Raw genomic sequence first — 22,815 nt, forward strand, 5'->3', positions numbered from 1 at the left:
GACCTCCCGGCGGGGAGTGTCACCGCACCGTCACCGCGGCGTAACGTCACCGACATGCTCGGGGGTCACAGGAAGGCTATCGCGGCGCCTCGCCGCTTGTCTTCAGGAGACCCATCCATGAACCGCACCGAGATCCGTGCGAGCCTGCTCGCCGGCGCCGCGCTGGCGCTGGTCGCGCTGGCGCCGGCGGCCCGCGCCGAGCAAGCCTCTGCCGACCAGGCCTATCCCGCCACGCTCGCCGGCCATGCCGTGCTGCCGGCCGAAAGCTTCATCGAGATGCCCGCCGACGCCCCGGCGGATCTGAAGACCTCCGGCAAGTACACCACCGGCAAGCGCGTCGAGGCGATCGGCACCGTGGAAGGCAAGTCGGGCGGCCGTCCCACCGGCGTGTCGGCGCCGTTCAAGGGCCAGCCGCTGCAGGGCCATTCCGGCATCAAGGTGATGGCAGACGGCTCGTTCTGGATCATCACCGACAACGGCATGGGCGCGAAGGCCAACAGCCCGGATTCGGCGCTGTACCTCAACCGCTACAAGATCGACTGGCAGACCGGAAAGTTCGAGCGGCTGGAAACCGTCTTTCTCACCGATCCCGACAAGAAGGTGCCGTTCCGCATCGTCCACGAGGGCACCGAGAAGCGCTATCTCACCGGTTCCGACTTCGATCCCGAGAGCTTCCAGATCATCGGCGACGACTTCTGGATCGGCGAGGAATTCGGCCCGTACCTGATCCGCGCCGACAAGAGCGGCAAGGTGCTCGGCGTGTTCGAGACGGTGGCCGGCGAGACGCCGGTGCGCTCGCCGGATCACTACATGGTCACCTCCGCCGGCGCGCCGAACGCCACCGCCGAGTTCAACGCCCGCCGTTCCAAGGGCTATGAGGGCATGGCCTCGTCCAAGGACGGCAAGTTCCTCTACGCGCTGCTCGAAGGCCCGCTGTGGGACGCCGCCAAGAAGGACTGGCAGAAGACCGCCGAGGGCAAGGAATTCCTGCCGATCCTCGAATTCGACGTCGCCGGCCAGAAGTGGACCGGCCGCATGTGGCAGTACCCGCTGGAGCAGAACGGTAACGCCATCGGCGACTTCAACATGATCGACGCCACCACCGGCCTGATCATCGAGCGCGACAATGGCGAAGGCACCGCCGACAAGGCCTGCGTCGCCGGCGCCAAGGGCCCGGACTGCTTCCACGACCTCGCCAAGTTCAAGCGCATCTACAAGATCGAACTGACCGACGCCAATGCCGGCGGTCTGGTGCGCAAGATCGGCCATATCGACCTGATGGCCATCGCCGACCCGGACAAGAAGTCCCGCAAGCCGCTTACCGACGGCAAGCTCGCCTTCCCGTTCTTCACCATCGAGGACGTGGATGTCGTCGACGCCACCCACATCGTGGTCGGCAACGACAACAACCTGCCCTTCTCCTCCTCGCGCGACCCGAAGAAGGCCGACGACAACGAGCTGATCCTGCTCGAGGTCGGCGACTTCCTGAAGGCCAAGTGAGCTGAGGCTGGCGAGCTGAATCTCGAATAAGCCGCGAGGCGTGACGGGTCCGGCCGGGTCTCCCGGCCGGATATCTCCTATTCGGCGGCGTCCGGCAGTGTCGGCGCCGGCTTGCGCAGGATGAGCGCGACGCCCACCACCATGATCAGCGCGCCGATCATCTTCACCGGCGAGGGATCGTCGCCGATCAGCACGATGCCAAACAGCACGGTGAGCAGCGGGTTGAGCATCGAATAGGGCACCACGGCATTGATCGAGTGGCGCTGCAGCAGCCAGTACCAGATGCCGTAGCCGATGATCGAGGAGCCTACCGCGCTATAGGCCACCGAGAACCAGCCGTGCCACCCGGCGGTGGCGACCATGCCCCAATGATCGGCCTCGAAGATCCAGGAGGCCAGCAGCAACTGGGGGATGGAGAACAGCGACGACCAGCCCATCATCGCCATCGGCCGCACGCCCTCCACCTGCTTGACGATCAGGTTGGTGACGGCCCAGCCGGTGGCGCTGAGCAGCAGCAGCCCCAGCGCCTGCGGCGGCGGCAGCGTCGGGCCGGCGGCCAGCACCACGATGCCGGCCACGGAAATGGCGAGACCGGCGGAACGCGCCCAGCCCAGCGGCTCGCGCAGCAGCAGGCAGGCGAGCACCGTGGCGATCGGCGCGCCCAATTGCAGGATGACGGCGCTGGTGCCGGCCTCGGCATGTTCGAGCGCGGTGAACAGCAGGCCGAAATGCAGCGTGCCGAAGGTGAAGGACACCAGCAGCACACCGGGCAGCTGCCGGCGGGAGATGCGGGTGAAGGGCACCAGCAGCGCCGCGACCATCACGAAGCGCAGGGCCGTCATCAGCATGGGCGGGATTTCCGCCACCCCGAGCTTGATGACGATCATGTTGAGCGCCCAGACGCAGACGACGGCAAGGGCGAGCAGCTTGTCCCGGAACGGCATTGCGGACCAATGGCGAGAGCGCGGACGCGATCCGGCGGCGGAACGCAAACCGCCGGACGATTCGAGTAGGCACCGCGCCGGCAGGGTGGGAGATACTCCCCGCCCGCGACGCTGCAAAGACCCGGCGGACCATGCCAGCCCTGCGACGTCCGCATGGCGATGGCGGCTCTGCCGCCCGGTTCGCCGAGGCGCGGCCCCCTGCCGCCTTGCCTCCGCCGGGCGCCGCATTATGGTGCGCGCCATGCTCGATCTTTCCCTCCTCGGCCGCCTCCAGTTCCAGCACACCGCCCCGACCAGGCCGCCGCTGCCGCCCGGCCGGCACGATCTCGGCCTGTTCGAGACGCGCGACTATGTGCTGATCGTCCCCGAGGGCATCGACCCCATGCGGCCGACGCCGCTCATGTCGCTGTTCCATGGCGGCGGCGGCAGCGCCGAGAAGATCCTGCCGATCATGCGGCACCATGCCGAGGCGCGCGGCTTCCTGCTCCTGGTGCCGCAATCGCTGTTCCCCACCTGGGACATCGTCATCGCCGGCAACGGGCCGGACCGCGAGCGGCTGGACATCGGCCTCGCGGAGGTGGCGTCGCGCTTCACGCTTGACCCGGCGCATTTCGCCTTTGCCGGCCATTCCGACGGCGGCAGCTACTCGCTCTCCACCGGCCTGTCGAACGGGCAGATCGTCACCCACATCCTCGGCATGTCCGCCGGGTTCATGACGGTGCTGGCGCAGGAGGGCGAGCCGAAGGTGTTCATCGCCCACGGCCAGAACGACACCCAGACCCCGATCCGCACCGCCGGCCGCTCGCATGCCGCCAAGCTGCGCGCGGCGGGCTACGATCTCACCTATGTCGAGCATGACGGCCCGCACGCCTCGCAGCCCCCCATGGTGCAGCTCGGCGTCGACTGGTTCCTCGCCGACCTAGCCGGGCCGGCCTGAACGAAAAACGCGCCCGCTCTACTGAGCGGGCGCGCAAGTTCTCCGAGTACGCACGGTCGCGTGGGAAAGGGCCGCCGAGGCGCGGCCCCTCGGGAGCGGCATGCGGCCGTCACGCAGACGACGCCCGCATGCCGGGGACGAGAAGGCGTCAGCTCGCCTTCTTGAACTTCTCGGCCTCTTCCGAGCCGCCGGTCGCATTGCCCTTGGAATAGGAATGCGCGCCGACGCCGGCGAGGTTGCCGCCCTGCACGATGAGATATTCGTCGCGGATCGGACGCCCCTCGAAGAAGCACTCCAGGATCTCGCGGGTGCCCGCCGCATAGCGGGTCTGGGCGGAGAGCGAGGTGCCGGAGATATGCGGCGTCATGCCGTTCCACTTCATGGTGCGCCAGGGGTGGTCCTGCGGCGCCGGCTGCGGGAACCACACGTCGCCCGCATAGCCGGCGAGCTGGCCGCTCTCCAGCGCCCGGGCCACGGCGTCGCGGTCGGCGAGCTTGCCGCGGGCGGTGTTGACGATATAGGCGCCGCGCTTGAACAGCTTCAGCGTCTCGTCATTGATCATGTGCTCGGTTTCGGGGTGCAGCGGGCAGTTCAGCGTCACCACGTCGCAATGCGGGTACATCTCCTCGCGGGAGGCGTGCCAGGTAAGGTTCAGTTCCTTCTCCACCGCTTCCGGCAGGCGGTGGCGGTCGGTGTAGTGCAGCTTCACGTCGAAGGGCGCGAGGCGGCGCAGCACCGCGAGGCCGATGCGGCCGGCGGCGACCGTGCCGACGCTCATCGCCTCGAGATCGTAGGAGTGCGCCACGCAGTCGGCGATGTTCCAGCCGCCCTTGCGCGCCCAGTCATGCGAGGGAAGATAGTTGCGCACCAGGCCGAGGATCATCATCACCACATGCTCGGCGACGCTGATCGAGTTGCAGTAGGTGACCTCGGCCACGGTGATGTTGCGGTCGATGGCGGCCTGCAGGTCGACATGGTCCGAACCGATGCCGGCGGTGAGCGCCAGCTTCAGGTTCTTCGCCTTGGCGATGCGCTCCGGCGTCAGATAGGCCGGCCAGAAGGGTTGGGAGATCACCACGTCGGCGTCGACGAGTTCCTTCTCGAACACCGAGTTGGGGCCGTCCTTGTCGGAGGTCACGACCAAGGTGTGGCCGTTGGCTTCGAGATATTTGCGCAGGCCGAGCTCGCCGGAGACCGAGCCGAGCATGGTGCCGGGCACGAAGTCGATCGCCTTGGGCGTCGGCAGGGTCTGGCCGCCCGGATAATGGTCGATCTTCGGCAGGTCGTCGCGCGCATAGGTCTTGGGGTAGCCGTCGATCGGATCGTCGTACAGCACGCACAGAACCTTGGCCATGTCGGTATCTCCTCCTTGTGGTCCCCGCGGACCGTATGGGTGAGCGGAGGCGTTCCCGCCGCATGCGCAGCCGGCCGAGACGTATCGGTGCCTGTTTCCTGATCCGAACCGCCCGCCCTGTTCCGGTGTCATCGTCCGGTGGGCGGAGCCTTCGGGTTTCCTCCGCGCCGGCGCCGGGCGGGAATTCGCTGTCCCGCTTCGTCGTCGGCAGGGTCAGATTGCGCGCCGTGCCCCGGCGCTTCAAATCGAAAGGGGTGAACAATTGATAGATCACACAAATCAATGTCCACCGGTTACACGAAATTTTCTAATCAAAACTCCCCATCGTGCCGGCACGGGCGGCCCGCAGCAGCGCGGCCGCCACCGGCGGCAAGGGATCGCGATCCGAGACCACCAGGCCGACCGGCTGCACATGCTCGGGCTCGACCAGCGGCACCGCCACCAGGTCGCTCCCTTCGCCGAGGCCGGTGAAGCTTGCCGACGGCACGATGCTGCCCCATGGCCCGCGCCGGACGAAGGCCCAGATGCCCATGAAGGAATTGGTCTCGATCTCCGGCTGCGAGGCGATGCCGAGGCCGGCCAGCACCTGGTCGATGATGCGCCGGTTCTGCATGTCGGGGGTAAGCAGGCACAGCGGCTCCGCCGCCGCCTGCGCCCAGCCGATCGAGCGGCGACGCGCGATCTTTTCCGCCGCCCGCGTCACGAAGACGTAGCGCTCGGTATAGAGGTCGAGACGGCGCACACGGCTCAGCGGCTCGTTCTCCAGATAGGTGATCCCCGCATCGAGCTCGAGTTCGTCGAGGCCGCGCTGGATCAGCGCCGAGCTCAGGGAGAACATCTGCACCTTCACCCCCGGATGCCGGGTGCGGAAGGGCGCCAGCAGTGCCGGCGCCGCCGCCGTCACGGAAGGAATGGCGCCGACCCGCAGCGTGCCGGAGATCCGGCCGACCGCATCCGCCTTCTCCTGCCGCAGGCTGTCATAGTCGGCGACGATCTGCCTGGCCCAGCCGAGCACGCGCTCGCCCTGCTCGGTGAAGCCGATGAAGCGATGCCCCCGCACTACCAGCGGCAGGCCGAGTTCCTCCTCGAGCTTGCGAAGGCCGGCGGAAAGCGTCGGCTGCGACACGTTGCAGGCGTCGGCGGCGCGGGCGAAATGCTTCTCGCGCGCCAGCGCCACCAGATAGTTCATCTGCCGGACGAACATGGCGGCGTCTCCTCTGGCTCCCCGACAGGCGGCCTCTATCGATAGAAAAACGCTCTCGATTCGAGAAGATCAATAACGTTCTCTCGATCGTCCCATTTCTCGATCCGGCTCAACCATCGGCGCCCGAGGCCTTCGCATAGGCACGGATGCGGCGAGCGAAGGCCTTGGGCCGCTCCGCGAACAGGCGGGCATGCAGGCGCAGGGCCCTGGCCGCGAGCCTTGCCTGTCGGGCCCGCGCCGCCGCCGCCACCTCGGCGCGCCAGCCCGTCCCGGCCGACCCCTCGGCGGCCACCGCGGCGACGAGCATGGCAAGGTCATGATGATGGCCGAGCCTGTCGCGCAGCTTCTGCAGCTGCTTCACCCATGGCTTGCCGAGCGCCGGCCAGCAGGGCGTGAGCAGCTCCATCTGGTAGCGATGGGCGATCACCGCCTTGCGCAGCTCGTGCATGTCCGCGTCATCGCCGGAAACGACGGAACGCCCGCGCCGGCGCGCCCGCGTATAATCGGCGGCCAGCGCCGCAACCGGCATGTCGCGCCCCGCACTCTCGGCGAGCCGCGTCGCGACGCGGGTGCATCGCGCCACCAGGCCCCGCAGCTCGGCGACCGGTGCCGGCCTCTCCTCCGGCGCCGGGCCGCCCGTCAGGGCCGCGCGGGCGGAGCGGCAGGCTCGCAGGCTCAGCCGTCCCTTCGCGGCCAGCCTGTCCAGCGTCTCGCGCCGCACCACCTCGTCGCGCGGGCCGGAGAGGGTGCGGGCCGCGGCACCGATCTCCGCGCGCAGATGGCGCGCCTCCCGGCGATGGGCGCCGCGAACCAGGCGCAACAGCCCTCGCAACTGCTTGAAGGCCTTGCGCACATCGTGGACGGCTTCCGCCCTGTCGTCCCGCTCGAATGCCGCGTCCGCCGCCTCTGCCGCGGCCTGCAAGGCAGCCGCAAGTGCGTTGCGCGCCACGACGCGTGAAAGGGTGCCCGAGGGACGCACATCTTTGTCGAAATGGGCGGACATGGAATTTCTCCATTTCCTTCAACCCATTATGTGAGAAATCCACTGGAAAGGCGACAGTTGGACGACAAAAATTCGCCCCTCCCCCTTTCAATTGCGGATCGGGATTGCTAGATACCCGCCGTCGCCGACGGCATCTGCCGCACCGGCCTCTGACGCGGGGTGGAGCAGCCCGGTAGCTCGTCAGGCTCATAACCTGAAGGCCGCAGGTTCAAATCCTGCCCCCGCAACCACTGATACCGACAAACCCGCAGCCTCGGCTGCGGGTTTTGTTTTTTGCCGCTCTTTCCGATAGCTTGGCGCTCTGTCCATTCGAGGATCGTCCGCAGTTCGCCGTACAGCGTCGCGAACATCTCGCCTCGTTCATTGCCAGGCGTCAGCACGATCCGCTCGATCAGCATCCGCAAAGCTTCCGCGGCCCGAGGTCTTTCTTCCGGCCTGTTCAGCGCATGGGTCAACGTCGCGACCTTGCTCGCATAAATGTTGCCGCTGGACCGCGATCTCTGAAGCGCTAATCTTTTGACCAGTCTGGCCAGAGCCACGCTGCAGTTGCCGCTGGACCGCGATCTCTGAAGCGCTAATCTCCGCCATGATGAGGCCATGTGGTGGGAGCCGTTGCCGCTGGACCGCGATCTCTGAAGCGCTAATCTCTTGGCGACCTGCCACCTACGCCGCGCGCTGTTGCCGCTGGACCGCGATCTCTGAAGCGCTAATCTGCGTCGCGTGCAGGTGAAGTCGCTCTTCCAGTTGCCGCTGGACCGCGATCTCTGAAGCGCTAATCTTCTCGGCAGACGGTCGAGAACTATGAGCGCGTTGCCGCTGGACCGCGATCTCTGAAGCGCTAATCTCTTGAGGGAGGCGGCGTAGTTGTCGATGAAGTTGCCGCTGGACCGCGATCTCTGAAGCGCTAATCTGCGGGTGGACAGGTCGAGAAGAACATCGTAGTTGCCGCTGGACCGCGATCTCTGAAGCGCTAATCTGCGCCCATTTCTGGTGCAGCAGCCGATGCGGTTGCCGCTGGACCGCGATCTCTGAAGCGCTAATCTGACGAGGGAGATCGTTACTTCCCCGATAAGGTTGCCGCTGGACCGCGATCTCTGAAGCGCTAATCTTTGCCGAAGGTGTTTGCCGTCGCCACCATGGTTGCCGCTGGACCGCGATCTCTGAAGCGCTAATCTGGAGCCACTCAGCAATGTTTTGCTTGATGTGTTGCCGCTGGACCGCGATCTCTGAAGCGCTAATCTGATGCGCGGCGGCGAGGCTTTCCGTTCGGAGTTGCCGCTGGACCGCGATCTCTGAAGCGCTAATCTCCTATCCCACCATCCCAGTTATCCCAGTTGTTGCCGCTGGACCGCGATCTCTGAAGCGCTAATCTAAGCTCGCCGGCCATGAAGTGGGCCTGATGGTTGCCGCTGGACCGCGATCTCTGAAGCGCTAATCTCCATGAAGGCCGGCGTCAGTGGCGTCTACAGTTGCCGCTGGACCGCGATCTCTGAAGCGCTAATCTGTCGACCAAAACGGCCAGTGCGCTGGCTCCGTTGCCGCTGGACCGCGATCTCTGAAGCGCTAATCTTTGGGCGCGGGGGTGGCGCTGGCGGCGAGCGTTGCCGCTGGACCGCGATCTCTGAAGCGCTAATCTAATACGTCGTCCAGGGCGCCGATCAGCAGCGTTGCCGCTGGACCGCGATCTCTGAAGCGCTAATCTAATACGTCGTCCAGGGCGCCGATCAGCAGCGTTGCCGCTGGACCGCGATCTCTGAAGCGCTAATCTATATCCAGCATAGCATCCGGCGCCCCCGTCGTTGCCGCTGGACCGCGATCTCTGAAGCGCTAATCTAGATCAGCCCGGATCCCTTTGGAAACAAAGGCGATCCGGGCGTTCGCGCCATCCTCGAAATGGCCATTCCGCTCAGAACAAGGCGAGCTGATCTGGATTTTTCCGCTGTCGTCTGCGCCTCTGGCCGGAGAATCGCACGATGTTCTCATATTGCCGATCCGTGAACGTCAGGATATGGACGTCGCCGCGTTCGGGCAAATTGGCCTCGATCCGGCGCATATAGGCCTCGAACTGCTCCTTGCCATTGCAGAAGCGAGCATAGACCGAAAACTGGCTCTTCTCGAAACCTTCGTCGAGCAGGTACTGCCGAAACTTCGTCGCCGCGCGGTTCTCCTTTTTGCTGGTCACCGGCAGATCGAACATCACGAATATCCACATGAGTCTGTAGCCGCTGAGCTGGGTGATCGTCATGCCAAGGGATCGACCGCGGCAAGCGTCTCTTCTGTCTCGGCCGATCCGGAAACCAGCTGGTCAAGCCCCGCGATCTCTATCGGCGTCGGCGGCAGGGGAAGCTGGAGGGCGGCGGCATCGCCCGTTTCGAAAGCGCGAGCGAGCGACTGCGCCAGCCGCTGCGCCGCGACCGTCACGGTTGTGACGCCGTCACCTCCCGGGAGATCGATCGCAATCAGCCCGGCGAAAGCTCGCTTGGTCGTCGGCTCCACCTTATCGAACCCCTTCGCCGCGAGACGGACCGCCAGAGCGTCGACCAGCGGTCGAAACGGCTCGACGAGATCATCGGCCAGAGCGAAAGCATTGCCGCGATTAGCATGGTGAATGCCGATCGAAGGATGCAAACCGGCGGCAACCACGGAACGCGCTACCAGCGAACGCAGGATGGTGTAGCCATAGTTCATCGGGCCGTTGATGTCGGCGGCATCGCGATCCCGCCGGAAATCCGGCCCCATTAACAACGGCCAGTAGCGCCGCGCCGCCTGGGACTCGATATTATCGGGATCACCGGAACGAACCTTGCGGATCAGCATGTCGAGCGCGGCGCGTTCCTTACCGTGGGCTTGCAGCACCGCGGACTGCCAACGCAGCTTGGCGATCACCACTCGGCTCCAGAGCTGTTTGGTCAGCGGGCGTCCCGCGTCCCATTGCGCCCGCATCCGGGCATTCTGACCGTGATGACCATCGAGCGGCAGGAAGACGCCGACCGGCGCATGGTTCGGGCCGCACAGAACCAGCGGCGCTGCGCGCTCGGCCAGGGCCACCGCAAGATTTGTGCTCCAGGTCACGCCATGAGCGTGGACGATCACCGCGGCGACGTCGTCCAGCGGGACGCGCCCGACCTCCCGCCTCTCCTCGCTGACGACCAGGAAGCCGCGATGGGCGGAAAGGTGCCGGCCGTCGCTGGCGATATCGACGACCCGCTCCATGACCTAGACTTTCGTGCGCGGCTTGCGGGCCGGGAAGCCGGGGTCGAGCACGCGGCCGAGTTCGTCGATGCGCACTTGCCGGGCCTTCCAGCGCTGCAGCGAGCTGGGCGAACCATAGACGTAGCGGAACGGATCTTCCTTGTCGGCGTCCCGCGCTTTGAGGCTGCCGGCCTCCTGCGGCGGAGCCAGCACCAGCGTACCCGATGAGAATTTGACGACACGCATCAGTTCGCGCTCGCCTTCGCGCTCCACGGCGACGACATCGTTCTGCTGAAGCGAGAGCACCTTGCGCGCCGTCGGATTGGCGATGCGGACCGGCGAGGTCCAGCCCGGCTGATGGGCCTCGAACATCGAGACAACCTCATCCTTCCACTTGCCGGTCTTCAGTTCCCAGACGTCGAAACGGTGATTTGAATCGCCCTTATAGGCCTTGTAGGCGCGTCCGTTCTGGTCTCGGATCGGGATCACCGAGAGCGGTTCGACCACGCGGATGCGGCGGAGACCGGGATAGAAGCGGGGGCCGCGCTCGGGGTGGCCGAAGCTTCGCATCGCCTGAACGAAGGCGGCACCCTCCTTGCCGGCGGTCCAGTCCTTCAGCTTCTGCTTCAGTTCCTCGTCGCGGATTTCCTCCAGCTTCGCCGGCTTGTCGAAATAGCCGAGCGGCTTGCGGGTGACGACGATGTCGAGACCGCGTGGGTCCTTCTGGCCGGTGAGGCCGTAAGCGGTCTCGTTGTGCAACTGTGCGGCGGTGACGTCCCTGGTCTTCGAGCGGCCGGTCTTGGCGGCGCTGCCATGATCGGGGCGATGGCTGACAGTGATGTTGCGCACTACGCGGCCGATCTCCTCGGAAAAGCCATCCCATGGATCGGGAATCACCGACGTCACGCGGTCGGCGGCGACGAGACCCTCGCGACCGGCCTCGCGGGCGATGCGGTTCAGCAGGCCGCGATCGGTGACGGCGATGACGATCGCATCTATGGCATGGTGGCGGTGGTCGCGCCGGTTCTTCGGCTGGTTGGCGCCGCCCGAGAGATTGTGGTCGGGCAGATGGTGGTTGAGACCCCAGCTCCGCCGCAGCATCTCGGTCAGCCGGCCGGGCGAAACCCAGACATGGCTGGAGCCTTCGCCTTTCTCCGGGTAGAGCGCGGAGAGATATTCCCGCGCGAGGCGCGACAGATGCTGTGTGTCGGTAAGCTGGCGGGCGAGAAAGCCCCCCTGTGCGTCGAAGCGATGCATCGCATCCGGCTCGAAACGCCAGCGTTTTTCGCGCGGCAGGCGCGCGGCGCGGGCGGCGATGGCGTCCCAGTCGGCATCGGGGCCGAAATGGGCGCGCAGGTCGTCCTTTGCCTCATAGGGCGAGCGTTGGCGCTTGATGCGGTTCACCTCGCGCAGGCAGAGGATGCGGTTGCCGTTGGAATCGTCCACCGTCTGGCTGAACGGCAGGATGTGGTCGACCTCGACCGCGCCGGAGAACAGCATGGAAGGCGAAATCTGCCTGCCGCTGTAGACGCAGCGGCGATCCAGCACGTTCTCGTAATTCAGCTCTTCCCAGAGCTTCAGGACGGCGCGATTGCCGCCCTTGTCGGCCTGATTGAGGTCTTCACGAAGGGTCTTCGAGCGCCGTTCCGCCGCCGCGCGGTTTTCGCGGTTCTTCTGGTTGACCTCGCGTTTCCGCTCTTCGTCGAGCTTCAGCTCGCGGGCGAGTTCAAGCGCGATCTCCGTCGGTGGGCCGTAGCGGCGGATCAGGGTATTCAGCACCCGGCGGAGCTGGTTAAGGCCGATGTGCACGGTCGGATTGGTCAGACGGCCGATGCGCAGCGCGCAGTCTTTCTCTTCCGGATCGGCGGTACCGGGCAGAATGTGACGTTCAAGGATTTCACCGTAGTACGGCAGGGCGACGTTGCCATTCTCGTCCTGCCAGACCTGCCCGTCCCGGAAATCGGAGTGATGGCCGAGGCCGGCACGCGCCACCGCCTCGCTATAGACGACGACATCCTTTTCCAGCTCCGCGATCAGCAGGCGCGTGGCGGTCTCGCCGAAGCGGCCATAGCCCTCGGGCAGACGCGCTCCGGTGACGGCACGCGCGGCTTCCGGCGACAGCTCGAAGCGTTCGCACAGCCACGCCTCGAATGCGGCGACCTCCTCCTCGCTCTCCAGCTTTTCGAGGCGAGCGATCACTTCCCACTGCACATCCGGCGCCATGCCGAGCCACACTTTGCCGAAACGGGTTTTGTGGGAGAGTTCGGCGGCGACCTCGTCGCCCTTCATGTCACGGCGGTTTTCAGTCTCCTTGTTGAAGCGCACATCAAGATCGAGCTTCAGCCCTTTGCGCAGGCTTTCGTAGGAGACGGTCTTCTTCGGACCGAGTTTGGAGAGCAGCGCGTCGCGTTCGGCCTTTTCCAGAAATCGGGCCTCCGCGCCGGGCTCCACAATTTTTAGCGTGTTGACCTCTTCCAGAAGGCGCCGGCGCTGGAACAGCGGATGAGATTTGGGCAGGCGCGGCTCGGGCGGCAGCAAGGTGCAGAAGCCGATCTTCGGCTCCTTCAGTGGGCGCTGGTGGAAGATGATCTCGTAGAACTGCGCCTGCCGCTCCAGCGTCAGCACGTCGGGATGGTGGATCGCCTGCGCCTCCCAGATCGCCTGGAACTCTTCTTCCAGCGTCTGGCGATCAGGGTAGAAATCATAGACCTCGCTCGCTTTTTCTTCCTCCACGTCCGGTGCGACGATGCGGGTGCGGACATGCGGGATCGTATTCAGATTTGTAGCGCCAGCCCGACGCTTGTGCAGGAACTCACCCAGTGTCCTCGCATCGACTTTCGCCATCTGCTCGTGCAGCCGGGCGACACCGATCCGGACCATGCCGGCATCATCGTTCTTGCTGCGGTCGGTCTTGCGATTCGATTTGAAGCCGCGGCGCTGATTCAGATGGAACAGCGCGCGGCCGAGATGGGTGAGTGGCAGTTGCTCATCGAGCGCGCGGGCTCGCAGTTCATATGGATCAAGCGCAGCGAGGGCGGCACGCTCCGTCTCGTCGGCAGGGAAAAGGCCCGCGAGCGTGAGGTATTTGATCAGCGCTGCCTGACGCTGCTTGAAGCGGTCGCGCCGGCGGCGCATGGCGCGCGCATCGCGACGCTGGACGGCAAGAGAGGCGCCAGATTTCGGCTCGCGCCCGTCGGAGAAGATACGTGAGCCGGCGGCGATGATGCGGATGGGCTTCCAGCCATTATCAGTGCTGGCGAGCTCGATAGCTGCCCACCCGAGCGAAGAGGTGCCCAAGTCCGCCCCAAAACGCCAACGCATCATGCTCGCCCTAGATGCCGCCGACCACAATACTATCTGTGCTTGCTCCCGAGTCCATACGGCCGGCCCTCGCAAAGCGGCCTGCTATCCAACGCTTCACGAACGGACGATCAGCCAGTACAAAGTATCACCCAAATTTAAGATTGCCTAAGGCAATTGACAGACCCTGGTTGCTAGGCCACCATTAAGGTGCTTGAGAGCGCGAGTTGGGTCTCCACAGCCCAAGCACGTGGCGGATTCAAGCCCGCCCTAGTCCGAGCGCTCGGATGCACTCTTAGGTCTTTCTGGGGGAAGAGCGATCTTCAACCACCCCCAAGATTGCCTAGTTGCCGCTGGCCTGCGGTCTCTGAAACGGTGCTTGACCAGCGCTTCGGGGGTGTTACTTTGACACCTTCAGAGATCGTGGTCTGGCTGTTAACAAGCAGTCATGTCTGCACCAGATAAGGGCGACGCTCCGGCGTCGCCTTTTTTGCATCAATCGATCTGACTACTCTGCGAGAATACCGAAAGCGGATGTACCGAGGTTGGCCATTGGGTCAACACACGTCATAGGGCTATAGCGAACACATAGTTCTTTTTTTGGTCGCTCGCGGCCCGCCATTCGGAAGAAGAGGCGGGGGCATACGCCGAAGAAGAGCGCTTGATCGAGAGCTCCTTGCGGCAGACACCACATCTCTGCGCGGCCTCTCCGTAAAGCTCGACGTGCTGATCGTCGTCGGCGCCGATGGCGCCGAGGGGCGGTATTTTCCGTGGCCAGAGTTGCGGCGCATCCGCAGGGATGTTGCGCGCTTGATCCAGTTGCAGCGTCACGATGCAGTCGGCTTTTCCGCCACCTTCCGCGGCTTGTAATAGACAATCCAGTCGTCGACGCAGGCCTGGACGCGGCGGAGATACCGCCGAGGGAACTGGTACCGCGTACGCCGAAGCCAGAGGCCACGCCACGCTGCTAATGCTGCGCCGGTATCATGACCATCATCGAGACCTTCGCCCGAGGCTCGGCGCCGAAGACCTGGCCCGCCACCTCCACCATCAGGATCGATACTCATGAGAACCGGCTCCGTCCCCCCGTACCTGGATATTGTCAACGCCGTCTCCGGCATCGGCGCTGCATGCGCCCTGCCGTTGGCGGAGCCGCGTCCATCACCATCGTGGCTGCCAGACAAGGTCGTTCGTGCGCCGGCCTGCCCCCGACCGTGTACGCCGATCCAGTCTGTCAAACGGCACGCAATGTTGCCCCCGATTGGAGTGGGCTCCTCGAGGCGGACAGGGAGTTAAGCTTGGGTCGGCCTGCCGTGAGGACGAAGCTGAGGATGGGGAAGAGGAAACGGTATTCTGCGGAGTTCAAGTTGCGGACAGGCTGGCGAGCTGCCAGAGGCGCCCCTTTCGCTCCATCAGTTCGGCAAAGCTGCCGTTTTCGACGATGCGCCCATGCTCCAGCACCAGGATCCGATTGGCACGGCGGATCGTGCTGATCCGATGCGCGATCAGGATCCGAGTAGAAGGCATCGCCTGCACCGATGCCATGACCTGCGCCTGGGTGGCGTTGTCGAGGGCGCTGGTCGCCTCGTCGAGGACCAGGATGGGTGGTTTGGCGAGCAGAGCGCCAGCCAGCGCCAACCGCTGAATCTGACCGCCCGACAGCGTGCGGGAGGCGTCCAGCAGCAAGGTGTGCAGGCCGAGCGGCATCGCCGAGACGTCCGCCGCCATGGCGGCAGCGGCCAGCGCCTGCCAGATCTCTTCTACGGTGGCATTAGTCTCGCCACGGACAATTTCGAAGATGGTCCCGGGCGGCAGCTGGCCGTCTTGCAGCACCACGCCGATCTGCCGGCGATACGCCTCCGGATGCAGTGCGCGCACGTCGTGACCATCGACATACACCGCCCCGTGAGACGGGGTCTCAAGCCCGAGCAGCAACCGCACCAGCGTTGACTTGCCGCTGCCGGACGGGCCGACGATGGCGACCATCTCGCCCGGAGCCGCGCGGAACGACACGTCGGCGAGGACGGCCGGCCCGCCGCCATAGGCAAAGCCGATGGATGAAAACTCGATCTCGCCTTCGAGCCGCCCCGGGTCGGACAGTCCGGCCGTCGGCTCGGGAGCCATCTCCACCAGCGGCCGGGCATAAGCCCAGCTGGAGCGCAGCAGCCAGACGGCGAGACCACCCCGTAGAAGCTGGGACAGCGCCAAGAGCATCAGCGAGAAGGACGCGAGGATGGCCGCGACCGACGCGACGGGAATGCCGGGCGTGCCATCCGCTCCCCTGCTGACGGTGTGAATGATGGCGAGCAGGGCGGCGCCGGCAATGCCGGGCCATGCGGCCAGCCAACCTTCATAGATGTTCATGATCCGGCGGGCCGCCACCTGTCGGGCGCGAAGCGCAACGAAGCGGTCCACCCAGCGCCGGGTGGCGCGCGTCTCCGCGCCGGCACTGCGCACGGCGGCGATGCCGTTGACGAACTCAGCCATCTGGCTGTCGGCGGTTCCCTGGAGTTGCTCGCCATCACGGATGGCCCGCGCCTGCAACCAGCCGGCCAGGATGCCGGCGGCGACCAGGAACGCCACCAGCGCCAAAGCGAAGGCGGCAAGCCGGGGATCGTGCCAGAACAGGAAAGCCATGCTGGAGAGCATGGTGGCGCCGGTCCCGACGCCCTGGAAAATGAACTGCCGCGCGCCGGAGACTGTCGCCTGGGCCGCCGAAACTCTCGCGCCGAGATCTGCACTGGCATGGCCGCGCAGGGCGGCGAGCGGCAGGCCGACGATCCTGTCCCACAGGGCTTCGTGGAGCCGGCCATCGCCGCGGGCGGCGATACGCTGGCGCGCGGCTTCGCCTATGAGCTGAACCAGGAAGCCGGCGAGGCCGACGCCGAGGATCACGAGGCCGACCTGCAGCACGGCGTTCTGCAGCGCCGCAGGCACCAGCACGCCGTAAATGAAGCCGGTCGCAAGCGGCAAAATCTGGCCGATGGCGCTCCCCGCCACCAGGGCGGCGAGAAAAGGCGCGATATCCCAGAGGCCGGCGGCGACGCCGACACCGAACAGGGTGGCGAAGCCAGACCGGGCCGGCAGGGGACGGAACACCGCATGAGCGGCGGCGGCGATACCGGCGGCCTCGGCCGCCGCCACCGGCCGCCCGGCGCCGCTGGGGTCGTATTCCTGCCAGCGGTGGCCGCGCCAGATAAGCGCAATCGGGGTGTCGTCTGTCCGCCTCGCGAGCATGGGAGCCGCTTCGGCCGTCCACCAGCCCTCCGCAAGCTGCACCGGCTGAAGCCGGATGTCGGACGCGCGCGCAATATCCTCCAGCGTCGGCGCCAGGTCCATCTGGGCGCGGCGGGCCTTGACCGGACGACGGACCGACGCCCCGATTTCCCGCCCGATGATCCGCATCACGTCCATCAGGCCGTCGCCGCCGTCCGCCTCGGAGCGCGGCGGCAGCGGGTTCGCCAGGATGTCGGCTATCCTCAGCGCCCCCTGGAACGCGTCATGTTCCTCTTCCGCCTGCCGGGTGCGGAGGCGGTTCGCCTCGTCGGTCTCGGCGAAGCCCCGCGCCAGCGGCAGCAGCTCCGCGACGGCGATGTGGAAGGCGTCGAGGGCGGCGGGCCAGTCGTCGCGCGCAAATCCGGCGTCCCACCCGAGAACCCGGATTTCGACCGGCTTGGCGAGTGTCAGCCATAGGCCGACGGGCAACGGCAGCAGGCCCTGCACGGGCTCTATCCCGCACAGCCGCGCGCCATCGGCGGGCAGCTCGACCCAGACGATCTCGCCGCCGCCTCCGATGACGGCGCCGGCGGCGAACGCTACCGGCCCCGCCGTCGCCGGGCGGACGACCAGAGGCCGGATGTCGGTCTCGACAACGTCCGTCAGTCCGTCGGCCAGGTTCCGAAGCCAGACGGCGACACCTGCGACGAATGCGGCGGTGGGCCCCCGTGTTCGCCAGCCCGCCGGCGGCAGCTGGTAGAACCGGGCGCCCGGACCGGGCACGGCAATGATCTTCTCGTCACCGAACTGGCCGGCCGGCATGCCGAAGAGCAAGCCGCGGTCGGGGATGCGCGCGACCGGATGGCGGGCGGAGCGGCTGGCGTCCCGCACCGCGAACAGCATGGCCTCGCCGCCCAGGACGAAATGGCAGCTGCCCGGTTCGTCGAGCACGAGCCACGGCCCTTCAACCCTGATCGGCGTTGCGCTTGCAGAGGGAGCTTCTTCGCGCACGGTCACCGGTCAGCCCGCACGCATCAGGTCGTGGAAATGGCCGGGCTCGGCCAGCAACTGGCCGGGCGGCCCGTGCTGGATGATCCGGCCTGCGTCGAGCACGAGGATGCGCTCGCACTCGCGCAAGGCGGTGTAGCGATGGGCGATGACGATCATGGTCGCCCCATTGCGGCGCAGGTTGGCGAAGAGTTGCCGTTCCGTCTCGCTGTCCAGCGCGGCCGTGGCCTCGTCGAGGATCAGGACGCGCGGATCCCGTACCAGGGCGCGGGCGATCTCCAGCCGGGCGCGCTGGCCCCCGGACAGGTCGGTGCCGCCTTCCCGCAGGCGCGAGCCGTAGCCGCCCCGGCGCATCACCGTCTCGTGCAGCAGCGCCAGCCGAGCGGCGGCGACGATCCGCTCGTCCGGCAGGCTGTGGTCCCACAGGCCGATATTGTCACGCACCGTGCCCTCGAATATGGCGGCGCGCTGGTCCACATAAGCGAGGGATTGGCGCAGGCGCGACCGCGGAACATCGGGCAGCGGCACGCCGTCGAGGAGAATTGTGCCGGCGCTGGTCTGGTGAAGGCCGGCGATGAGGGAGGCCAGCGTCGACTTCCCCGATCCCGAAGCCCCGGTGATGCCGAGCCGTTCTCCCGGCTCCAGGGCGAAGGAGACGCCATCGAGGATCAGGGGGCTGCCAGCCCCATGCCGGAAGCCGACCTCTTTCGCCGCGACGGCACCGAGCAGCCGGCCGCCATGCCCACCGGCTGCAGCGTCATCGCCGATGAACTCCGGCGCGACCGGATGGTCGAGCGTATCGTCCAGCAGCCGGAGATTGGCGTGCCCATCCTGGATGCGGGCGCCGAGCTGGACCAATGTCGCGACGGGTCCGAGGAAACCCATCATCAGCGCCTGGAAGGCGACGAGCATGCCCAGCGACATCTCCCCGGCGATCACCTTGATGCCACCGAGCATCAGCACCAGGGCCCCGGCGATCGCCGCGGTGAGGCCGGGCAGCGCGCCGAGGCGCATCTGGGCGACGCCGATGGATTGGCGCAGGTTGAGCGCACGGGCATTCATCGCCGTCAGGCGCTCCCGCAGGCGGTGTTCGGTGCCGCTCGCCTTGTAGGTGTCGATCATGCGCAGGCCTTGCCGGACGAAGCCGGCATGGCCGGTGGTGGCCGCGAGCAGGCGGCGGTTGTCGTCATCCAGCGCGCGCGACGACCAGGCCAGCAGGCCGAGATTGCCGAGGCCGAGCAGAAGTACGATGAGGCCGAGATCCGGCGCGTAGAACAGCATGGCGGCGAGATAGGCCAGGGCGGTCAGCAGGCTGGAGAGGGCGGCCCCCACCTCGACGGCCAGCAATTGTGCCAGCCGGTTGTTCAACGCGGTGCGCCCGGCGACCTGCGCGGGCTGGCGCTGGGCGAAATAGCTGATCGGCAGGCGCAGGATGTGGGTGGCGAAGTCCAGCCCGCCAGCGATCGCCAACCGTGTCTCCAGCCGCAGCAGGACCTCGCGCTGAAGCCAGGTCAGCAGCCCCATCGCCGCCGCGCACCCCACCATGCCCAGAAGCAGATAGCCCAGCCAGTCGTCGAAACTGTTGATCAGGATCTGATCGATGAAGAACTGCGCAAAAGCGGGCACCAGCAGTCCCGGCACCACCATCGCCAGCGAGATCATGACGACGAAGGCGAGGGCGCTTCGGCTGCCCTCCAGTCGCCTCGCGAGGCTCCGCGCCAGCGATGGCGGTCGTTCCGTGCGCTGAAACCCGGGACCGGGCCGCAGGGAGAGCACGATGCCGGTAAAGCCACGGTCGAATTCTTCGTCGGAGACGCGCCGGGGACCCTGGGCCGGGTCGTTCAGATAGACGGTGCCGCGACCGAACCCCTCCACCACCAGAAAATGATCCATGCCCCAGTGGATGATCACCGGCATGGCCATGTTGCGCAGGTCCGCGGGCTCCATGCGGGCGGCGTCGACCTCCAGGCCCTCGCCGCGGGCGGCCCGCACGATGGAGCGGGCGGAGCTGCCGTCCCGCGTCACGTTGCAGGCGACCCGCAGTTCCTCGAGCGTCACCCAGCGGCCGTAATACGCCAGCACGATGCCGAGCGCCGCCGCCCCGCACTCCGTCGCCTCCATCTGCAGCAGGGTAGGGGTGCGGCGGCGTGCCGGCATGGCTTACGAGCCCCAGTCGCGCAGGCGGTTGAGGATCGGGAAGACGAGGGTCAGCAGCGGAGCGGAGCGCACGGTGACGCGAACCTCGGCGAGCGTGCCGCTGGCGACCGGAGGCGCGGCCGCGCCACGGCTCGACGACCAGAGATATTGCTGGGGATCCTCAGGGTCCATCTCAGGCTCGATCGTGATTTCCAGCGGCACGCCGAGTCTGGCGACGAAGGACTGGACGAGCCGGTCGTTCTGAAGGGTCCGGGTCATGCCGGCGGTGCTTGCCGGGGCTTCGGCCACATGGGTCACGCGTCCCCGGATGAAACCATATTCCTCCTGCGGAGCCGTCAGCGGCGAGATCTCCGCAACCATGCCTTCCGCGATCTTCTTGCCGTCGGCCGCCTTCACATAGGCAACCACCAGCGGCACTGGAATGATATGACTCTGGCCCTTGCCGTTCGGAGACAGCCGCGGCACGCGCTCCACGGCAAGGATCGCCGTTCCCGGCTGGACCATCTGGCCGACATTCGCCTTCGCCTCCACCACGTGGCCGCCGAACGGAGACCGGATGGCGCCCTGGCGCTCCAGCTGGTCCTCCAGCGTCGTCACCGCGCGCCTGGCCTCGGTCACCTGGCGCTCTGCCTCCAGGCGGGCGCGCTCGTTGTCGGCGGCCTTGATGACCGCGGCCGCCTCCATCTTGGCGATTTCGTCCTTGGCGTCGGCGATCTGGCTGTTGACCTGCAAAACCGCCGCGCTCACCTCGATCAGCCGCTCGCGGGTGACGATCTGGCGTTCCGCCAGCCGTTCGACGCCCGCCTGCTGTTCGAGCAGCGTCACGTTCTGATCCTGCAAGGCGGCCAGCCGGTCCTTCAGCGAAGCGAGGCGCGCGGCGCGCATGGCCGCCTGCTCTGCGGCCTCCCGCTCCTGAAAGCGGATCAATGCGTTGCGAAAGTCGACGGCGTCATCCATCTCGCCGCGCGCCACCACCAACCTGAGCAGCAGCTCGGGCTGCTCCACGCGCGCAACCACCATGCCGGGACCGACAACGTCTCCCGGAGCAACGGTCAATTCGCGGATCTGCCCGGTGGCGTCGGACACCACGTCGATGATCCGGCCGGACGACAGGAAGATGCCGTCGCCGTCCACCGAGATGGGAATGGTGAAGACGGCGCTCCACGCCACGGCACCCGCGACCAGCGCGACAAGGGCGAAGCCGGCGCCCCACAGGCGGGGACGCATCACCCGCAAGGCATCCCGATAGTCGTTCCCCGTGGCGAGGGACGCCGCGGCCTCTGGCCGGAAGATCGGATCGGGACCGGACATCGGTGCTGGAGCGGACTAAGGCGTGTCGGTCAGCGGCTCCGATCCGGCCCCTCAACGCGGTTCTTGTCAACTGCGCTCTGGGCGGCGGCTTGGTGGGATTGGCTCTCGATCGGCTGCATTTGCTTGTTTATAAAATCCTGGAGCGTCGAAAGCTCCATCGCAGACAAGTCACTGATATTGTTTCGCGTTTCTTCCGCTTGCTCAAGCCCGGCCTGCATCTCCGCCGCGTTCAATTGGCCGTCCTGCAAAGCATCGGTGGCGAATCCGAGTTCTTTTGCCACCTCGCCGAGGGTGGTTTCCTCGTCGTTGAACGTGACCTTCGTATCGAGTGAAACGTCGGCGCCTTGGCTGTCCGCCTCCGCCTTGTTCAGCAGGTTGATCCCCTCGCTGTAGCTGAGCCCGAGATCGTTGAGCTGCGACGCGCGCGTGTATTCGGCGTCGACCATGTCGTTCAGTGCGGCGTACCGATCCGCCATCACACCGGCCACCACCTCCGATATGCTCATATCCTGTACGCTCATATCCCGGCCGGTCCCGCCGTGAATATTGGCAAGATCGTCGTCGCTCAACGACTTCGGCGTCTCGTTTCCAGCCATGATCGACCCGCCTTGAGTAGGAACGGAACCTTCTTTCAACTTACGCGACCAACGCAACGCGGTAAAGGACCATGGTACCGGCCACCTCGCTCGCGGAGCCCCGGGCGACACGGTGGCGATGAACGGCGAGGAAGGGTCAGGGCCGCCGGGCCGGAGGGCGGATCGCGCCCCGGGTGTTGACGTAGATGGCGTAGAGCGACGTGTGCGCGGTGATGAACAGCCGGTTCCGCTTGCGGCCGCCGAAGCACAGATTGGAGACCCGCTCGGGCATGGGCAGCGTGCCGAGATGCGTGCCGTCGGGCGCGTAGCAACGGGCTGAGCGGAAGGCCGAGGTCCACACATTGCCGAAGACGTCGCAGCGGAGGCCGTCGAAGAAGCCCTCCTCAAGGACGGCGAAGGTGCGGGGATTGGCGAGGCTGTCATCCGGCAGGACGTCATAGGCGGTGAGCGAGCGGGGGTGATCCGCCACATGGCTTGCGCCGGTATCGCTCACATAAAGCGTCGTCTCGTCCGGCGAGAAGGCGAGCCCATTGGGCTGAACGCGGTCGGTCGCCACGGCGGCGAGGGCACCTGTCCGCGGATCGAGGCGGTAGACGCATTGCCGACCCAGTTCGGACGGCGCGGCGTCTCCCTCATAATCGGTGTCGATGCCGTAGGTCGGGTCGCTGAACCACAGGCTGCCGTCCGACTTCACGACGACGTCGTTGGGCGAGTTCAGTCGCCTGCCCTCATAATGGCTGGCGAGGGAGACGACGGAGCCGTCAGGCTCGGTGCGGGTGACGCGCCGCGTGCGATGTTCGCAGGTGACGAGCCGACCTTCCTGATCGACGGTGTTGCCGTTGCTGTTGTCGGACGGCCCGCGAAACACGGAAACCATGCCATTGGTTTCGTCGTAACGCATCATCCGGTCGTTGGGGATGTCGGAAAACACGAGATAGCGGCCGGCCGCGAGATAGGCGGGGCCTTCGAGCCAGCGCCCGCCGGTCCACAGATGGTCGAGCTGGGCATAGGCGAGCACAAGGCCGCCCATGCGCGGATCGCGTATCTCAAATTCGCTCATGTCACCCCATCCCCGGTTCGCGCCGCGCGCCGC

General features: G+C 66.4%; 15 protein-coding genes, 1 tRNA gene, 1 pseudogene and 1 CRISPR repeat array. Of the genes and pseudogenes, 4 read left to right on the plus strand and 13 right to left on the minus strand.

Features of this window, described 5'->3' with window-relative positions:
- Positions 1-117: 117 nt before the first annotated feature.
- Complete coding sequence (locus tag KHC19_RS00625) at positions 118-1,500, plus strand: esterase-like activity of phytase family protein (protein ID WP_213350097.1); 1,383 nt, start codon at positions 118-120, stop codon at positions 1,498-1,500.
- Positions 1,501-1,577: 77 nt separating this feature from the next.
- On the opposite strand, the gene KHC19_RS00630 is transcribed toward KHC19_RS00625, so the two are convergent.
- Positions 1,578-2,444: a DMT family transporter gene (locus KHC19_RS00630; RefSeq protein ID WP_213350098.1), complete on the minus strand. Its 867-nt coding sequence runs from the start codon at positions 2,442-2,444 to the stop codon at positions 1,578-1,580.
- Positions 2,445-2,685: 241 nt separating this feature from the next.
- On the opposite strand from KHC19_RS00630, the gene KHC19_RS00635 reads away from it, so the two are divergent.
- Positions 2,686-3,381, plus strand: a complete 696-nt coding sequence (locus KHC19_RS00635) for an alpha/beta hydrolase (RefSeq protein ID WP_246548062.1) — start codon at positions 2,686-2,688, stop codon at positions 3,379-3,381.
- 148 nt (positions 3,382-3,529) lie between these two features.
- On the opposite strand, the gene KHC19_RS00640 is transcribed toward KHC19_RS00635, so the two are convergent.
- The 3 genes from KHC19_RS00640 to KHC19_RS00650 form a co-directional block, all read right to left on the minus strand.
- Positions 3,530-4,735, minus strand: coding sequence for an NAD-dependent formate dehydrogenase (locus KHC19_RS00640; protein WP_213350100.1), 1,206 nt, complete (start codon positions 4,733-4,735; stop codon positions 3,530-3,532).
- 307 nt (positions 4,736-5,042) lie between these two features.
- Positions 5,043-5,939: a LysR family transcriptional regulator gene (locus tag KHC19_RS00645; protein WP_213350101.1), complete on the minus strand. Its 897-nt coding sequence runs from the start codon at positions 5,937-5,939 to the stop codon at positions 5,043-5,045.
- A 109-nt stretch (positions 5,940-6,048) separates the two neighbouring features.
- Positions 6,049-6,942 carry a CHAD domain-containing protein gene (locus KHC19_RS00650; RefSeq protein WP_213350102.1) on the minus strand — a complete coding sequence of 298 codons (894 nt, stop codon included), beginning with the start codon at positions 6,940-6,942 and terminating at the stop codon, positions 6,049-6,051.
- A 153-nt stretch (positions 6,943-7,095) separates the two neighbouring features.
- On the opposite strand from KHC19_RS00650, the gene KHC19_RS00655 reads away from it, so the two are divergent.
- Positions 7,096-7,172: transfer RNA gene (locus KHC19_RS00655), tRNA-Met, on the plus strand.
- A gap of 249 nt (positions 7,173-7,421) precedes the next feature.
- Positions 7,422-8,776: a CRISPR direct-repeat array (repeat unit 36 nt; unit sequence GTTGCCGCTGGACCGCGATCTCTGAAGCGCTAATCT).
- Positions 8,777-8,848: 72 nt separating this feature from the next.
- Here KHC19_RS00655 and cas2 read toward each other — a convergent pair.
- The 4 genes from cas2 to KHC19_RS00675 all read right to left on the minus strand — a co-directional run bounded on the left by cas2 (position 8,849) and on the right by KHC19_RS00675 (position 14,265).
- Complete coding sequence (cas2, locus tag KHC19_RS00660) at positions 8,849-9,187, minus strand: CRISPR-associated endonuclease Cas2 (protein WP_246548063.1); 339 nt, start codon at positions 9,185-9,187, stop codon at positions 8,849-8,851.
- Positions 9,184-10,155, minus strand: a complete 972-nt coding sequence (gene cas1, locus KHC19_RS00665) for a type II CRISPR-associated endonuclease Cas1 (protein WP_213350103.1) — start codon at positions 10,153-10,155, stop codon at positions 9,184-9,186. The genes cas2 and cas1 overlap by 4 nt, the downstream gene beginning before the upstream one ends.
- 3 nt (positions 10,156-10,158) lie before the next feature.
- On the minus strand, positions 10,159-13,455 hold the full coding sequence (cas9, locus tag KHC19_RS00670) for a type II CRISPR RNA-guided endonuclease Cas9 (protein WP_213350104.1): 3,297 nt from the start codon (positions 13,453-13,455) through the stop codon (positions 10,159-10,161).
- Between the two features lie 546 nt (positions 13,456-14,001).
- Entirely contained in the window at positions 14,002-14,265 is a 264-nt protein-coding gene (locus tag KHC19_RS00675; RefSeq protein WP_213350105.1) for a hypothetical protein, read from the minus strand.
- Between the two features lie 77 nt (positions 14,266-14,342).
- Here KHC19_RS00675 and KHC19_RS26410 point away from each other — a divergent pair.
- Positions 14,343-14,498: pseudogene (locus KHC19_RS26410) on the plus strand (IS91 family transposase); the annotation flags it as partial.
- A gap of 298 nt (positions 14,499-14,796) precedes the next feature.
- Here the strand turns inward: KHC19_RS26410 and KHC19_RS00680 are convergent.
- The 5 genes from KHC19_RS00680 to KHC19_RS00700 all read right to left on the minus strand — a co-directional run bounded on the left by KHC19_RS00680 (position 14,797) and on the right by KHC19_RS00700 (position 22,782).
- Positions 14,797-17,667: an ATP-binding cassette domain-containing protein gene (locus KHC19_RS00680; protein ID WP_213350106.1), complete on the minus strand. Its 2,871-nt coding sequence runs from the start codon at positions 17,665-17,667 to the stop codon at positions 14,797-14,799.
- A gap of 3 nt (positions 17,668-17,670) precedes the next feature.
- Entirely contained in the window at positions 17,671-19,815 is a 2,145-nt protein-coding gene (locus KHC19_RS00685) for an ATP-binding cassette domain-containing protein (RefSeq protein WP_213350107.1), read from the minus strand.
- Between the two features lie 3 nt (positions 19,816-19,818).
- Positions 19,819-21,126, minus strand: coding sequence for an NHLP bacteriocin system secretion protein (locus KHC19_RS00690; protein ID WP_213350108.1), 1,308 nt, complete (start codon positions 21,124-21,126; stop codon positions 19,819-19,821).
- Positions 21,127-21,155: 29 nt separating this feature from the next.
- Positions 21,156-21,722 (minus strand): hypothetical protein, encoded by a 567-nt coding sequence (locus tag KHC19_RS00695; RefSeq protein WP_213350109.1) that lies wholly within the window; start codon positions 21,720-21,722, stop codon positions 21,156-21,158.
- Between the two features lie 136 nt (positions 21,723-21,858).
- Positions 21,859-22,782 carry an SMP-30/gluconolactonase/LRE family protein gene (locus KHC19_RS00700; protein ID WP_213350110.1) on the minus strand — a complete coding sequence of 308 codons (924 nt, stop codon included), beginning with the start codon at positions 22,780-22,782 and terminating at the stop codon, positions 21,859-21,861.
- Between the last annotated feature and the right edge of the window lie 33 nt (positions 22,783-22,815).

This window comes from Ancylobacter oerskovii (genome assembly GCF_018390555.1).
GTDB classification, from domain to species: Bacteria; Pseudomonadota; Alphaproteobacteria; order Rhizobiales; family Xanthobacteraceae; genus Ancylobacter; species Ancylobacter oerskovii.

What these genes read in the sequence shown, in the direction of transcription:
- KHC19_RS00625 (WP_213350097.1), top strand. Translation starts at nt 118, where the DNA reads ATGAACCGCACCGAGATCCGTGCGAGCCTGCTCGCCGGCGCCGCGCTG.
- KHC19_RS00630 (WP_213350098.1), bottom strand. Translation starts at nt 2,444, where the DNA reads ATGCCGTTCCGGGACAAGCTGCTCGCCCTTGCCGTCGTCTGCGTCTGG.
- KHC19_RS00635 (WP_246548062.1), top strand. Translation starts at nt 2,686, where the DNA reads ATGCTCGATCTTTCCCTCCTCGGCCGCCTCCAGTTCCAGCACACCGCC.
- KHC19_RS00640 (WP_213350100.1), bottom strand. Translation starts at nt 4,735, where the DNA reads ATGGCCAAGGTTCTGTGCGTGCTGTACGACGATCCGATCGACGGCTAC.
- KHC19_RS00645 (WP_213350101.1), bottom strand. Translation starts at nt 5,939, where the DNA reads ATGTTCGTCCGGCAGATGAACTATCTGGTGGCGCTGGCGCGCGAGAAG.
- KHC19_RS00650 (WP_213350102.1), bottom strand. Translation starts at nt 6,942, where the DNA reads ATGTCCGCCCATTTCGACAAAGATGTGCGTCCCTCGGGCACCCTTTCA.
- cas2 (WP_246548063.1), bottom strand. Translation starts at nt 9,187, where the DNA reads ATGACGATCACCCAGCTCAGCGGCTACAGACTCATGTGGATATTCGTG.
- cas1 (WP_213350103.1), bottom strand. Translation starts at nt 10,155, where the DNA reads ATGGAGCGGGTCGTCGATATCGCCAGCGACGGCCGGCACCTTTCCGCC.
- cas9 (WP_213350104.1), bottom strand. Translation starts at nt 13,455, where the DNA reads ATGCGTTGGCGTTTTGGGGCGGACTTGGGCACCTCTTCGCTCGGGTGG.
- KHC19_RS00685 (WP_213350107.1), bottom strand. Translation starts at nt 19,815, where the DNA reads ATGCCGGCACGCCGCCGCACCCCTACCCTGCTGCAGATGGAGGCGACG.
- KHC19_RS00690 (WP_213350108.1), bottom strand. Translation starts at nt 21,126, where the DNA reads ATGTCCGGTCCCGATCCGATCTTCCGGCCAGAGGCCGCGGCGTCCCTC.
- KHC19_RS00695 (WP_213350109.1), bottom strand. Translation starts at nt 21,722, where the DNA reads ATGGCTGGAAACGAGACGCCGAAGTCGTTGAGCGACGACGATCTTGCC.
- KHC19_RS00700 (WP_213350110.1), bottom strand. Translation starts at nt 22,782, where the DNA reads ATGAGCGAATTTGAGATACGCGATCCGCGCATGGGCGGCCTTGTGCTC.